The organism is Tateyamaria sp. ANG-S1 (assembly GCF_000814025.1).
GTDB lineage: Bacteria > Pseudomonadota > Alphaproteobacteria > Rhodobacterales > Rhodobacteraceae > Tateyamaria.
Window position 1 is genome coordinate 12812 of the sequence record NZ_JWLL01000005.1, and the last position, 14300, is coordinate 27111.

Annotated in this window: 13 protein-coding genes, 1 tRNA gene and 1 pseudogene; 11 read left to right on the forward strand and 4 right to left on the reverse strand. The window is 59.8% G+C overall.

The window, feature by feature from the left end:
* Positions 1 to 62: 62 nt before the first annotated feature.
* From RA29_RS07410 to RA29_RS07430, 5 genes are all read left to right on the forward strand, one after another.
* On the forward strand, positions 63 to 899 hold the full coding sequence (locus tag RA29_RS07410) for a hypothetical protein (protein ID WP_039684593.1): 837 nt from the start codon (positions 63 to 65) through the stop codon (positions 897 to 899).
* Positions 900 to 910: 11 nt separating this feature from the next.
* On the forward strand, positions 911 to 1933 hold the full coding sequence (locus RA29_RS07415; RefSeq protein WP_039684595.1) for an endonuclease/exonuclease/phosphatase family protein: 1023 nt from the start codon (positions 911 to 913) through the stop codon (positions 1931 to 1933).
* A 34-nt stretch (positions 1934 to 1967) separates the two neighbouring features.
* Positions 1968 to 3071: a 3-isopropylmalate dehydrogenase gene (leuB, locus tag RA29_RS07420; RefSeq protein ID WP_039684597.1), complete on the forward strand. Its 1104-nt coding sequence runs from the start codon at positions 1968 to 1970 to the stop codon at positions 3069 to 3071.
* Between the two features lie 209 nt (positions 3072 to 3280).
* Complete coding sequence (locus RA29_RS07425) at positions 3281 to 4264, forward strand: DMT family transporter (RefSeq protein WP_039684599.1); 984 nt, start codon at positions 3281 to 3283, stop codon at positions 4262 to 4264.
* A 15-nt stretch (positions 4265 to 4279) separates the two neighbouring features.
* A tRNA-Pro gene (locus tag RA29_RS07430) sits at positions 4280 to 4356 on the forward strand.
* A 152-nt stretch (positions 4357 to 4508) separates the two neighbouring features.
* Here the strand turns inward: RA29_RS07430 and RA29_RS07435 are convergent.
* The gene (locus tag RA29_RS07435) at positions 4509 to 5429 is read right to left on the reverse strand and encodes a LysR family transcriptional regulator (RefSeq protein WP_039684601.1); all 921 of its coding nucleotides are present in this window, start codon (positions 5427 to 5429) and stop codon (positions 4509 to 4511) included.
* 156 nt (positions 5430 to 5585) lie between these two features.
* On the opposite strand from RA29_RS07435, the gene RA29_RS21785 reads away from it, so the two are divergent.
* The 3 genes from RA29_RS21785 to RA29_RS07450 are packed head-to-tail and all read left to right on the forward strand — an operon-like array spanning position 5586 to position 7229.
* A complete protein-coding gene (locus tag RA29_RS21785; protein ID WP_052249527.1) occupies positions 5586 to 6194 on the forward strand; it encodes a hypothetical protein in 609 nt (202 codons plus the stop codon).
* 28 nt (positions 6195 to 6222) lie between these two features.
* Positions 6223 to 6621: a hypothetical protein gene (locus RA29_RS07445; protein WP_039684603.1), complete on the forward strand. Its 399-nt coding sequence runs from the start codon at positions 6223 to 6225 to the stop codon at positions 6619 to 6621.
* 41 nt (positions 6622 to 6662) lie between these two features.
* Positions 6663 to 7229, forward strand: coding sequence for a carboxymuconolactone decarboxylase family protein (locus RA29_RS07450; protein ID WP_039684605.1), 567 nt, complete (start codon positions 6663 to 6665; stop codon positions 7227 to 7229).
* 214 nt (positions 7230 to 7443) lie between these two features.
* On the opposite strand, the gene RA29_RS07455 is transcribed toward RA29_RS07450, so the two are convergent.
* On the reverse strand, positions 7444 to 8877 hold the full coding sequence (locus tag RA29_RS07455) for an FAD/NAD(P)-binding protein (protein ID WP_039684606.1): 1434 nt from the start codon (positions 8875 to 8877) through the stop codon (positions 7444 to 7446).
* Positions 8878 to 9088: 211 nt separating this feature from the next.
* The gene (locus RA29_RS23185) at positions 9089 to 9253 is read right to left on the reverse strand and encodes a hypothetical protein (protein WP_193743492.1); all 165 of its coding nucleotides are present in this window, start codon (positions 9251 to 9253) and stop codon (positions 9089 to 9091) included.
* 167 nt (positions 9254 to 9420) lie between these two features.
* On the opposite strand from RA29_RS23185, the gene RA29_RS07460 reads away from it, so the two are divergent.
* The 3 genes and pseudogenes from RA29_RS07460 to pobA all read left to right on the forward strand — a co-directional run bounded on the left by RA29_RS07460 (position 9421) and on the right by pobA (position 13383).
* Entirely contained in the window at positions 9421 to 11826 is a 2406-nt protein-coding gene (locus RA29_RS07460) for an FAD-dependent oxidoreductase (RefSeq protein WP_039684608.1), read from the forward strand.
* Positions 11823 to 12044, forward strand: a pseudogene (locus RA29_RS23565) (TetR/AcrR family transcriptional regulator); the annotation flags it as partial. The gene RA29_RS07460 and the pseudogene RA29_RS23565, both read left to right, overlap by 4 nt.
* Positions 12045 to 12213: 169 nt before the next feature.
* On the forward strand, positions 12214 to 13383 hold the full coding sequence (gene pobA / locus RA29_RS07470; protein ID WP_039684610.1) for a 4-hydroxybenzoate 3-monooxygenase: 1170 nt from the start codon (positions 12214 to 12216) through the stop codon (positions 13381 to 13383).
* 559 nt (positions 13384 to 13942) lie between these two features.
* On the opposite strand, the gene RA29_RS07475 is transcribed toward pobA, so the two are convergent.
* On the reverse strand, positions 13943 to 14266 hold the full coding sequence (locus RA29_RS07475) for a hypothetical protein (RefSeq protein ID WP_039684612.1): 324 nt from the start codon (positions 14264 to 14266) through the stop codon (positions 13943 to 13945).
* Positions 14267 to 14300 lie beyond the last annotated feature (34 nt).

Consider the following 14300-nt stretch of genomic DNA (forward strand, 5'->3'; position numbering starts at 1 on the left):
TCAAGTTGGAACAAGTACGCGGCAACGTATCGCGGCTGGCCAGTTTGAAGGGATCGAGAGACGTGATTGCACGAATGTCAGGCGCAGTCTTGCGCGGATTCTTGGTGGCTTTGATGATCGCCATCCCGGCCCTCGTGGTGCCGGGCATGTCTGTGGAGACATCCCAAGCCACTGTTTTGATTGCGCTTCTTGCGGCCGTGATGACGTTCATTGAATACAATGCGCGCAGCCCCAGCATTGTGGAATTCCGCGACGCAGCCCCGTTCAACCGTCTGCGCTTTGCCGCACTTCTGACGACAGTTTTCCTGCTCAGCATGATCTGCCGGGGCAAGTTGGAACCGACCCTTCTGACCAATGCGCTCACCTCCGTGGGCACGATCATCGGCAACAGCATCGACTTCCCCTACAGCCCTGTGCGGCTGGTGGTTCTGATGCTGCCACCAGACTCCGATGATAGCGTTGTCCAATCCGTGCGCACGGCCGCGGGCCTCTCCTACCTCATCTCTCTGACCGCCATGGCCATGTTCCTGTTCCTCGTCCGGGTGCTGGGCTGGCCGTCGCGCAACGGGTCGTTCAACGTGTGGATCAACCTGCCGCTCTTTGACCCGACCGCGGGCGGCGACGTGCTGCATCGCCTGAACCGCGATGCACGGATCAACATCGCCCTGGGTTTCCTCTTGCCCTTCATCATCCCGGCAGTGGTCAAGATGACCGCCGACCTGCTAAACCCGATCACACTAGAGAACCCGCAAACCCTGATCTGGACAATGAGCGCATGGGCCTTCCTTCCTGCCAGCATGATCATGCGCGGCATCGCGATGCAGCGGATCGCGGACATGATCAAGGACCAGCGCAAGCGGGCCTACGCCAACGCCGACGCGGATATGCTGCTGGCCTGATCGCAGCCCACATGGCCCTGCTGGTCGGGGCCATGGCACACGCAGAAGCGATCCGCATCGCCACCTACAACACCGAGTTGCAACGCGATGGGCCTGGCCTGTTCCTGCGTGATCTCGCGCGCGGCGGTGACGACCAAATCGACGCGGTTCTGGCCGTGATTGCCCACGCCAACTCAGATGTCCTCGCCCTGCAAAACCTCGACTATGACCTGACAGGCGAGGCCCTGAGCCGGTTTGCCGAAGCCGCCGGATACCCCCACCATTTCGCGCTGCGGCCCAACACGGGCTTGCCCACCGGGCTAGACATGGACGGGGACGGGCGGCTTGGCGGTCCCCGCGATGCGCAAGGGTACGGGCGGTTCTCGGGCCAGGGTGGCATGGCGATCCTGTCCCGTTTCCCCATTATCGAGGATCAAGTCCAGAACTTGTCCGATCTGCTTTGGACAGCGCTCCCCGGGGCCCTACTGCCTGAGGTCGATGGCACCCCCTTCCCCTCACCGGATGCACAGGCCACGCAACGGCTGTCCACAGCCGGCCACTGGATCGTGCCCATAGACACGTCGGACGGCCACTTTCACCTGATGACCTTCCACGCGAGCCCTCCCGTCTTCGACGGGCCAGAGGATCGCAATGGCAAGCGCAATCACGATGAAATCCGCTTGTGGCAGCACGTGCTGGAGGGAAACGTTGGTACGGCCCCGCCCGGTCCCTTTGTCATTGCGGGCGACGCGAACCTGGACCCCGAGGACGGCAGTGGATTGAAATCGGCCATCCAAAACCTGCTGGCCGATCCGCGCGTGACGGATCTGTCCCCGCGGGGACACAGCGGCACGGATACAGTGGACTGGACCGATCCCGTTCCCGGCGATTTGCGCGTCAGCTATGTCCTGCCCTCGACGCATTGGCGCGTGGTGGACAGTGGCGTGCTGTGGCCCGCACCGGGCGATCCACTGGCCGAAACCGTTGCGACGGCAAGCCGCCACAGGCTGGTTTGGGCGGACCTGACCCTTGACCCCGCAGGCACTGGTGAGTAGGCGAAACCCCAAGCAATCAAAGGAGTTTCGCCCCATGTCCAATCCGTCGATCTTGATCCTGCCGGGCGACGGCATCGGCCCGGAAGTGATGGACCAGGTGGTCCGCGTCATCGACTGGTACGGCGCGAAACGCGATCTGGCATTCGAGGTATCCACGGACCTTGTGGGCGGTGCCGCCTATGACGCACACGGTGTGCCGCTGCACGACGACACGATGGCGAAAGCCCAAGAGGTCGACGCCGTCCTGCTGGGCGCTGTGGGCGGCCCGAAATACGACGATCTGGACTTCTCAGTTAAGCCAGAACGCGGCCTGCTGCGCTTGCGCAAAGAAATGGACCTCTATTCCAACCTGCGCCCGGCCCAATGTTTTGACGCGCTGGCAGACTTTTCATCGCTGAAAAAGGATGTGGTTGCCGGCCTCGACATCATGATCGTGCGCGAACTGACCTCGGGCGTCTATTTCGGTGAGCCCCGCGGCATCATCGAAGAAGGCAACGAGCGTGTCGGCATCAACACCCAGCGCTACACGGAATCCGAGATCGAACGCGCCGCACGCTCCGCCTTTGAACTCGCGATGCGCCGGAACAAAAAGGTCTGCTCGATGGAGAAGGCCAATGTGATGGAAAGCGGTATCCTGTGGCGTGAGGTCGTAACCAAGGTGGGCGAGGACTACCCCGAGGTCGAGCTGAGCCACATGTATGCCGACAACGGTGCGATGCAGCTTGTCCGCGCGCCCAAGCAGTTCGATGTGATCGTGACCGACAACCTGTTCGGCGACATCCTGTCCGACTGTGCTGCGATGCTGACCGGCTCGCTTGGGATGCTGCCCTCGGCCAGCCTTGGCGCGCCGATGGCGAATGGCCGCCCAAAGGCGATGTACGAACCGGTCCACGGCTCGGCCCCTGACATCGCAGGTCAGGGCAAGGCGAACCCCATCGCCTGTATGCTCAGCTTTGCTATGGCGCTGCGCTATTCCTTCGATCAGGGGGAAGAGGCTGCGCGTCTGGAAGGTGCCATCGAGAAAGTGCTGGCAGATGGCGCACGCACCGGCGACCTGATGGGTCCGGAGGGCGGCACGCCACTGTCCACGGCTGAAATGGGCGACGCGATCCTCGCTGCACTTGACGCCAGTCTCTAAGCCAAACACGGGCGCGCGGGCATGGCCTCAGCGCGCCTGATCCGGCGTTTACCCAGTCATACCCATTGCCATGAACCGCCGGGTAACAGCCGCTTTACGCTCATTTTTGAGCAGTTGACATTTAGCGCCTGACGCAACGGCATCCATCAGTGGACAATCCGCGCGGTGCCGCTATTGATCGGGCGACACCACCAACGAACTGATCCACCATGTCTGCCAATGCCAAAGGGGCCGTGCTGGCCCTGATCGCCTTTGGGCTGTTTTCGACCCACGACGTTTTCATCAAGACCCTCGGCGCGACCTATTCGCCGATCCAGATCGTGTTTTTCAGTGTTCTGCTCAGCTTTCCACTGGCGACGATCATGCTGATGCGGGACGCAAAGCCGGGTACCCTGGTGCCGGTGCATCCGTGGTGGATGGCCGTGCGCACAGTTGGGGCCGTGATCACTGGTGTGTCGGCCTTTTACGCCTTTTCGACCCTACCTTTGACGCAAACATACGCGATCCTATTTGCAACGCCCCTGCTGATCACCGTGCTGTCGATCCCGATCCTTGGCGAGAGGGTACGCCTGCCACGCTGGTTGGCGGTGATTGTCGGGCTTCTGGGTGTCATGGTGGTGCTGCGCCCCGGTGCGACGGACTTGACGTTGGGCCATGCCGCGGCGATCCTCGCGGCCTTTTCCGGTGCCTTTGCGTCGATCGTTGTGCGCAAGATCGGAGCCGAGGAGCGCACGGTTGTTCTGCTGCTCTATCCGATGGTCGGGAACTTTCTTGTGATGGGTGTGGCCCTGTTTTTCGTGTACGAGCCCATGCCCGGGGAACACCTGGCCATGCTGGCCATCATTTCGGTCATGGCATGGATTGCGGGGCGCTTCATCATTGCAGCCTACCAGACGGGCGAAGCAGCTATCGTCGCCCCAATGCAGTATTCACAGATCCTGTGGGCAACGGCGTATGGTTTGATCTTTTTCGACGAAACGCCCGACATGTTCACGGGCATTGGTGCGGCGATCATCATCGCATCCGGCTTGTTCATCGTGTTCCGGGAAAGCACGTCGGGCACCTCCGAAAACACACCGGTTCTACGCACCCGTAGCCGCATCGGCACCCCCGGCACGTTCCGCGTCAGCAGCCTGATGACCAGCGGGCGGTTCCGCGACAAGCCACTTGCCAAAACGCCGGACGCGGAGTAAGCCGCCCGGCACGGTCGGAGTGTAGCTCAGCCTGGTAGAGCACTGTCTTCGGGAGGCAGGGGCCGGAGGTTCGAATCCTCTCACTCCGACCAGATTGTCATGCAATTTTGTAGAGTTGCAGGGACTTTGTCCCAGGAACCATCAATGTGTTCTCTATCTGCACACACTCTGTCCAACTGGTTGAAAACAAATGATCCCTTTTGGTGCCCTACCTGTTGCGTGCACCAGACGCCGCTTGTCACGGTCAATTTTGGCCGTCTTTGGATCGCCTCTGCTGCTCGCGAAAACGTTCGAAAAAGAACTCGGTAAATCTGCGCGTCGCTGCGGAGCGGTAGGGTGTGGGTGGGAAAACGGCAGAAATTGTTCCAGACGGTAACGCAAACTCAGGGAGCAGTTCGACAAGCTCCCCGTTGCTGAGTGCGTCGACAACCATGAAATCTGGCATATTTGCGACACCACCTCCGGCCTTGACCACCGACAGGACAGCCTGCGTCGTATCTCCAGTAACAGATGGTTGAAACGTCATATCGCGGGTCCGGCCACGCTTGTCAGTGAAGGTTAGTTTGGACGGCGCCTTCAACGCTCTATTCTCAATGAAGGGAAGGCGTGCAAGGTCGTCGAGCGTTTGCGGCATCCCGAAAGCCTCGACAATGGACGGAGCCGCGACCACAACCTGAGAGAACCCGGTCAGTTTCCTAGCGGTATTGGACGAGTCCTCTAGCCAGCCGACGCGAAACGCGATGTCAAACCGCGCTTCCACTGGATTAAACCGCGTATCGCTCAGCGTCAGATCAATCCTGAGAGCAGGATGGATTAAGCTGAACGCCGCGACTGCAGGCGCAACATAGCCAACGCCAAACTCATGCGGAGCCGTCACACGGAGTTCTCCAGACGGCTCATCGCGACCTTTCCGTACCAGATGAAAGGCGTCCTTGGCCTGCGCAACTGCGGCACGTGCGGCCTCATAGAAACTCTCGCCCGTCTCGGTCAAATTGAAATGCCGGGAGTTTCTGAGAACAAGCGTCGCTCCCAGGTCATCCTCCAAGAGTTGAAGCTGTTTGCTGACGACCGCCTTGGACACCCGCAACCGCGCGGCGGCGGCGGTAATTGTGCCTTCCTCAGCGATCGCCACAAAGTAAGCAAGCCGGTTCAGGTTCTCTGACATATCCGCTGTCTCTCTTTCGAAGGCACCCTAGCGAAGACGATATCGACTGTCAGCTTTTAGCTGACTCTGCTTACAAATAGTTTGCCTTTAGATGACATCGCCAGGCACCTAACTTCATTCCAACAGTTGAGACAGACTTAGGAAAAGGCCAAAGCGATGTCCCGCCGATTTACCTACATTTACGACACCTATTGCGGTTGGTGTCGCGGCGCGCACCCCGTGATCGCCGCCCTGATCGACAGCGGTGCCGAGGTGGAGATGCTCCACATCCACCTCTTTCAAGGCGCAAACGCCCACCGTATGGCCGATGGTTTTGGAAAGGTAGCGCTTGCCCATGATACGCGGGTTGCCGGGCTGTCCGGGCAGGCATTTGATCAGCGCTACGTCGATCACGTGCTCGGGTCGCCAACGGAAGTTCTGGACTCGACTTTCACAGCCTGGGCCGCTGCACTTGTGCACAATCGGGGCGCCCGCGCAGAAATCAAGCTTGCGCATGACCTGCAAAACCAACGCTACACTGAGGGCGTATCTGCACAAGACCGCGCGGCCGTTGAAGCGGCGATGGCACGGCTTGGGGTGACCGCAGCCCTCGAAGACGGGGCGCAAGCCGCCGCGCAAACCGCGGCGCGCGCCGGGCAAATACTGGCAAGCCTCAACCTCGGCGGCGTCCCACAACTGTTTGTTGAAGAGAACGGACAGCGCCACGTCCTCTCAATCGCTGAATTCTACAAGTCACCCGCTGCTGTGACCGCCTTGGCCAGCTGAACCACGCACCCATTCCGGAGAAAGCCCCATGAAGAAAATCACAAACCTCTACGCCTCGTTTCGACGCCTGACTGTGCCGACCCAAATCTGGATGATGCTTGTTCTCGCGCCAGCGAACTTCCTTACGCTTGCGCTCATCGATGGGCCACTTGGACTGATAGTACCGCTTCTTTCCATGCTCGGCTTCCTCCCCAATCTCGGCATCGCCTGGATACAAAATGGGTTTTCCGCAGCGATGGCGTTACCGCATCTGCTGTTCTGGGCCCCGCAGGTTGCGATCCTCGGCAACTATCTCATCCAGACCCCTGCCAACGCGAGCTTCGCTTACATCGCCTACGCCATCGTTTTTGTCGTGAACACGATCTCCGTGCTGTTCGACATCCGCGAGACCACAAAATGGTTCGACGGTCAGAAAAGTATCGCCTGAATCACCCCTTCCCCAACCCCTTACCAAATGGAGAAACCCCAATGACCCGACTGACAAGACACACCGTTGAAACAGCACCAGAAGCATCCAAAGAGATGCTGGCTCAGACCGAAAAGACCTTTGGATTTGCGCCTGGCCTGTATCAAGTCATGGCCGGTGCGCCCCAACTGTTCCAAACATACGGGGCCATCCATCAGGCTTTTCAAAAAACCAGCTTCAACGCAAAAGAGCAGACCGTCGTCTGGCAGACCATCAATGTGGAGCACGAATGCAGCTACTGCGTGCCAGCCCACACCGCGCTTGCAGGCATGATGAATGTCGATCCTGCTCTGAACGAGGCGCTGCGCAACGAGACACCATTGAATGACGCCAAGTTGGAAGCCTTGCGCACGTTTACGCTCATCGTGGTGCGCAACCGCGGCCATGTCGCACAAGCCGACTTGGACACATTCTATGCCGCTGGATATGGCGAACAGCAGGTCCTCGAAGTTATCCTCGGCGTGGCGCAGAAGGTGCTGAGCAACTACACCAACCACATCGCCCAAACACCGGTGGATCCTGCATTCACACAGTTTACTTGGGAGCGCAGCAAGTCAGAAGCTGCGTAAACACTTGTTGCAGCGGACGGGCTAAGCCTTCATTTGTAACATCATGGTCCTGTCGAAACTTCGTTCGGCGGGGCTATTTGTTTGCAGCGCGTTGGACAAAGTGGATGAAACAGAAGGACACTTTGATTTTGCTGGCGCATTTTGGCATCATAATTTTCAATGAGTTGTAGGGGCGCTATGGACAAAGTGATCGCGCCGCGACATCGCCGGAGCGCTACATCGACCGCGCGACATACGATCTGAGCATGTGCGCGTCGTAAAGCGGCATCGCGATCACTTCGGCGCCAATCTCGCTCACCGCGGGGGACAGGTAACGGACGTTTGGCGCAGATGTCTTGCATCCCGCACCGACCTGAAGACCACCGCCAACGTGGCTGCGCGACAACAGGCCCTGGGCCAGCATGTCTTCGGTCAGCGGGTCAAAGCGCGACCCGGGACCTGCACCAGCGCAATTGACCACAAAGCCGGTCTGAATGCTCTGCTGGTGGCCGGCGTCGTCGGTCACGACAACCTCCGCGCCGCCGTCATTGTGCCGGACTTCCTGCACCAACCCCTTGACCACACGCGCTTTGCCTTCGCCAACAAGGCGGTGCATGTCCTGGATGGTGTCCCGCGTACCGCCGCGCAGCCAGAACCGGAGCGCGCCGGGCACCTTTCGCGCCTCTTCGACATCCGGCAAGTAAGACGACAGCGGGGTCTGCAGAAAATGCGCCCGGAACCCGGCGCGGATTTCGCGCATCTCATCACCGTCTGCCAGTGCCTTGTCGATCTCGCGCCGCACCTCGGCAAGAAAGGCATCGGCCGTCGCGTGCCCTTTGCTGAACGTTGGCACGGTCAACTTGCGCGGCAAGCGGGGTACAAGCGGCGTCGGAATTTCGCCATCGGGTGCGCAAGCGACGAAACGCAGGTCTTGTTCGGGGATCAGGCTTTGGCACAGCCGCAGCACGTCAAGCATCGCCGCGTTGCCGCCGATACAGAAAATCTCTGCCCCCGACTTGATATGCTCGGCAATGCGCGTTTCGAACCCGAAGACCGACGGGCTGCTGAAGGGGCCTTCATCTCCGTCAATGCGCATCGTGGACGGCCCGCCCGGCGCCACATCGACGGACTGGGCACGCAGGACGCGCCCGCCTTGGGTGGTGATCATCACCTGATTACTTTCAATGGCAAGCGCGGTCGCCATATCATCCAGAAGCGTGACTTTGACACCGCGCGCCTCGAAGGCTTCTACAAGGGCGCGGGTTTTCTCCTCCATGAAGTCGCCATAGAACTCTCGCGGTGCGTTCACACCATACAGGTCGTCGCTTTCAACAAGTGGGGCAGCGGCGGCCAGCCAATTGGGTGACCGGTTCTGCATCTTGGCCGCGATCGTGTCCCAGTGGTGGACAAGCCACTCCGCAAACTGCGGGTCGATGTCATCGGCAGGCGAATTCAGGAGATAAGCAAACCGCCACGGGACATCCGCGTCCCCCTTGGCATAGGCCGCACCGCGCCCAAGCTGAGACGCCTGATTGCCGACGACCACGATGTGGTCCATGTCACGTTCCAAAGACGCTTCGAAAAAGGCGAGTGCGGTGATGCCGTCGCCGACAATCACATGCGTATGCTGGCCCTCGGGGCCAGGTGGGATCTGCTCGATTTTTGCCATCGCAAGCTCATGTCACGAGAGCCTCCGGCAAGTCAACTCTTCCGGGGTTCATGGGCAGCGCGAATGGCGTAGCGTCAGCCCCGACAGGTGCGAAGCGCACATTCGATAGGCGATGGTCAGCACCGTCAGGGACCTGTGCACGCCAATCACAGCAATGAGGTACCCCCCGCTACGTACCCCGCCCGATGCTGATCTGGTCATTGAGAGCCGTTCAGACCAGTTTGATATCATCCAGAAACGGGTTGGACGCACCGACACCACTATCGACGCCCCCCAAAAAACTGTGATGCTCCATGACAACGGATGACTGGCGGCGACCGACCTGGCCAACGCGATACCATTGTTCCGCAGGCGCACGCCGCTTTTCAAAGGTCATCAAGTTTTTCTATGGCGCTTCAGGCGTAACCACTCTGACAATGTATTGCTCCGCGCCAAAACAGGCGTCGCAGATAGGTAAGTTCGTGTCGCGAAAGCTTTGGACAGCACAGTACAGTGCGTTGGACGCTTGTACCGCGTGCAGCTTGAGTGGCCGGGGACAGACATATGAACACACAATATCGCGTTGTTGTCATCGGGGGCGGCGTGGTTGGCGCCTCAGTACTCTACCACCTAGCCAAGATGGGATGGACTGATGTCGCGCTGATTGAACGGTCGGTTCTGACGGCCGGGTCAAGCTGGCACGCGGCCGGCGGCATTCATGCCCTGAACGCCGATCCGAATATGGCCGCGCTGCAAGCCTATACCATCGACCTGCTGAGCGAGATCGAAGAGGAGAGTGGGCAAAACATCGGTCTGCACATGACCGGTGGCCTGACGCTTGCCGGTACGCCGGAACGCTGGGAATGGCTGCAATCAGCCTACCGTGTGTTCCAGTCCATCGGCATCGAGGATTGCGAGTTGCTGACCCCGCAGCAGGCGCAAGAGCGGTGCCCGATCATGTCCACCGATGGCGTGCTGGGCGCGATGTGGGCCGACCGCGAGGGGTATGTGGACACCACGGGCACCGTCCATGCCTACGCCACTGCGGCTAAGAAGCGCGGCGCATCCGTCTTTGAACACACCAAGGTCGAGGCGCTGGAACAGGTCCATGACGGTTGGATCGTCAAGACCGACAAGGGCGACATCCGGTGCGAGCATGTGGTCAACGCTGCGGGTTTGTGGGCCAAGCAGGTCGGGCGCATGGCGGGTGTTGAACTGCCCGTGTCCCCGCTGAAACACCACTACCTGATCACCGATCAGATCCCTGAAGTTGCAGCAGCCGACTTCGAAATGCCCATGACCGTTGACCTCGAAGGGTTCACCTACATGCGGCAGGATCAAAAGGGCATCCTGATCGGCATCTACGAGGTCGAGCACCAGCACTGGGCCATGGACGGCGCGCCATGGAACTACGGGATGGAGCTGTTTCAGGAAGACCTCGACCGGATCGAGAACGAGCTGATGCTGGGCTTTGCCCGCTATCCATCCGCTGAAAATGTCGGGATCAAGACATGGGTGAACGGCGCCTTCACCTTCTCACCCGACGGCAACCCGCTGGTGGGCCCTGTGCCGGGCAAGCGCGGCTATTGGTCGGCCTGTGCCGTCATGGCTGGGTTCCTGCAGGGTGGCGGCGTGGGCAAATCCCTCGCCGAATGGATGATCGAAGGCGAGCCGGAAGCCGACGTCTTTTGCATGGACGTCGCCCGCTACGGCAAGTTTGCCGAGAACAAACAGTATATCAAAGAAACCACCGGCCAGTTCTATTCCCGCCGCTTCGTGATGTCCTATCCGAACGAACAGCTGCCCGCCGGGCGTCCGCTGAAAATGGCTCCGGCCCATGATGCGATGACAGCTGCAGGGTGCCGCTGGGGATCAAGCTGGGATTTGGAAACGCCGCTCTACTTCGCACCGTCGCCAGACTTCGAGGAAAACCTGACGCTGAAACGTTCAAACGCGCATGACATCGTCGGTGCAGAATGCCGGAACGTGCGTGAGAACGTTGGCATGGTCGACATCACCGGCTTTTCCCGGTTTGAAGTGTCGGGACCCAATGCCGAACTTTGGCTGAACAACGTCATGGCCTCGAAACTGCCCGCCCCAGGCCGGGCCAAGCTGGCACCAATGCTGGGCGAAGACGGGCGGCTCAAGGGCGATCTGACGATCCTGAACTGGGGCGACGGCACGTGGTGGATCATGGGGTCCTACTACCTGCGCGCCTGGCACATGCGCTGGTTCGACGATCACATGATCGATGGCGTGAAAATACGCGATTTGGGCGAGGAAATGTGCGGTTTTGCCGTGACCGGCCCCAACAGCCGCAAGGTGATCGAAACGCTGTGCCATCAGGATATCGGTGCACTCAAGTTCATGGGCTGCGGTGATTTCGATGTCGGCATGATCCGGGCCAAGGTCGCGCGCATGTCCGTGGCAGGCGAGTTGGGCTACGAGATCAACTGCCGCTACGGCGACCACGTGAAGCTGCGGCGGATGTTGCTGGAGGCTGGGGAAGCGTTCGGACTGAAGGAATACGGCTTTAACGCGATGCTGTCGCTGCGGCTGGAAAAGAGCTTTGGCATATGGTCGGCCGAGTTCACCCAAGGCTACACGCCAGGCATGACCGGCATGGATCGGTGGATCGACTGGGACAAGGAGTTCGTGGGCAAGGCCGCTGCCGTGGCAGAACGCGATGGCAACGGCCCTGCGCAGAAACTGGTGACGCTGGAAATCGATGCCGAAGATGCCGATGCCAGCGGCTATGAACCGGTTTGGAACGGTGACGCCCGCGTGGGCTTTGTCACCTCAGGCGGCTATGGGCACACCGTACGGAAGTCACTTGCCATGGCATTGGTGGACCGCGCCTATGCCACCCCCGGCACCGAGTTGACGGTCCACGTTGTTGGCGTCGAACGGTCCGCTCGCGTCATCCCGCCGTCGCCCTATGACCCGGAAGGCAAGGCCATGCGGGGATGAGCGCCCCCGTCCTGCACCGCGACAACCCGGCCAAGGATCCGCTTGTGGGCAATGCCAAAGTCACCCGGGCGGACTGGTTGAACGCGGCCCTAGCGGTCTTGAAGTCTGACGGTGTGGAGTCGGTGAATATCTCGGAACTGGCAAGCAAGATGAGCGTCTCCCGCTCCAGCTTCTATTGGTACTTCAAGGATCACACTGACCTGCTGAACGCCCTGCTGGAGGAACGACTGGCCATGGTGCCCCGCTATCTTGTCGCCTTCACCGGAACCGAGCCGACAGAGGACGAAATACAAGCGTTCGCCGCTTACGCCCGGGACGTGACCGAAGCCTCGGCGTCGGCTTGACCGAACTGATATGACCTGTGACAAACCTCCGGGGGAGGATGTGATGCGCACTCAGGTCGTCATTGTCGGCGGCGGGCCGTCCGGTCTGTTGCTGGGTCAATTGCTGCACAAGGCCGGGATCGAAAGCATCGTGCTGGAACGCCAGTCACGCGCCCACGTGCTGGGCCGCATCCGCGCTGGCGTGCTGGAACGCGGTCTTGTTGACCTGATGGGCCAAGCGGGCGTCGATACCCGCATGAAAGCGGAAGGCTTTGTGCATGACGGCACGCTCATCGCCTATGATAACGATATGTTCCGCGTCGATTTTACCGCCCACACCGACGCGACGGTGCTTGTCTATGGGCAGACCGAAGTGACCCGCGACCTTTATGATGCGCGCGATGCAACCGGAGGCGACACACGGTTTGAGGTGGAAAACGTCGTGATCCACGACGCGGGCACCGATGCCCCCTTTGTCACCTTCGGTGAAAACGGGCATAGCGAACGGATTGACTGCGACTTCATCGCGGGGTGCGACGGATTCCATGGCGTCAGTCGCAAGACCATTCCCGCAGACGTCAGGCAGGAATACGAGAAGGTCTACCCTTTTGGCTGGCTCGGCATCCTGTCTGAAACCCCGCCCGTGAATGACGAACTGATCTACGCCAATTCCGACCGGGGCTTTGCCCTGTGCTCCATGCGGAACGCGAACCTCAGCCGCTACTACATTCAGTGCGACACCTCGGACGACCCAGCGAGTTGGAGCGATGATGCATTCTGGGACGAGCTGCGCCGCCGCATCCCGCCGCAAGCTGCTGAGGCGCTTGTCACCGGGCCAAGCATCGAAAAATCCATCGCGCCTTTGCGCAGCTTTGTCTGCGAGCCAATGCGTTGGGGGCGGTTGTTCCTGTGTGGGGATGCTGCACATATCGTCCCGCCCACTGGGGCCAAGGGGCTGAACACGGCCGCGTCCGACGTGCATTATCTGAACCAGGGCCTGCGCCAGTTCTACGGCCAGGGCGACAGCGAAGGTATCGACCGATACTCGGAACGCGCGCTCGCTCGCGTGTGGAAAACCCAGCGTTTCAGCTGGTGGTTTTCCACACTCATGCACCACTTTCCCGACCAAACGGCGTTTGACAAGAAAATGCAACGCGCCGAACTGGCCCTGCTGCGCGACAGCCGCGAGGCGCAGGCGGCCATGGCGCTCAGCTATGTCGGACTAGCCTACTGACAGCGCGCCGCCAAAAACGTCCACTCCAACGCGAATAAATACATCTGCCAATCCGTTGTCTCTGCACGAAGTCGAGGCAGCGGCTTACATGACCGTGCCGCGAGGAACCAAAAGAGGCAATGCGTCCCGCTATCGCTCGACTGATGCCGCGATGCGCGGGGCCAGCCCCTTTTGAGAGCGGTGTTCACGCCAAGATGGAACGCACCGCTCGATACCTCAGCGTAGAACTCAAGGATGTCCGAGCTATTGTTGAAGCCATTGAAATCTAGTGCAGTTGGGTCGTCTTCACGGGCGGCCCCAGCGTGCCTTTCACCGCCGGTTCAAGATGTTGCGGTCGCAGCGCGCCTTGCGGTCATTTACAACCTAGTCACGGTATTTGGGCGCCGAATCTTAAAACCTTTCGCTTGCGCAGCAGGCTCTTAAGTATCGATCAAGTAGGCAAGGATGGCTGTTGGACTTGAAAGAGTATTCCTGAGTGCTCAGCACAGTTTTGGACGCTCCGCAGCGCAGTTGAGGTACTTTTGATCCGCCCGTAAACTCTTTTGGCGATGCTGGCGCTTTATTCCACCGTCGTCGTGATATGGTGGTGGACGCGGCAACGCCCGAAGGTCTCAAATATGCCTTCTGTAATGTCCTGGGCCCGCAGCCGTTGCTGACTTACCAGTGCCTGCGCCAATGCCTCTTTGTTTGGGTATGTCGTCACCAAAAACATTGCAATCTCGGGAGCGCCTGCATCGCGTTCAGCAGCAAAGCTGACGGATACTGATCCAATCGACGGTAGCTCCTCAACAGCTGGAATAAGGGTGTTAATGACGGCACATTGAAAGTCCGACCTACGATCAAACGGTATATGTCCCTCAAAGATTGCAAAACGCGTGATCATTGGAGGAATGCTCGCCTTTTAAGATATCGGACCG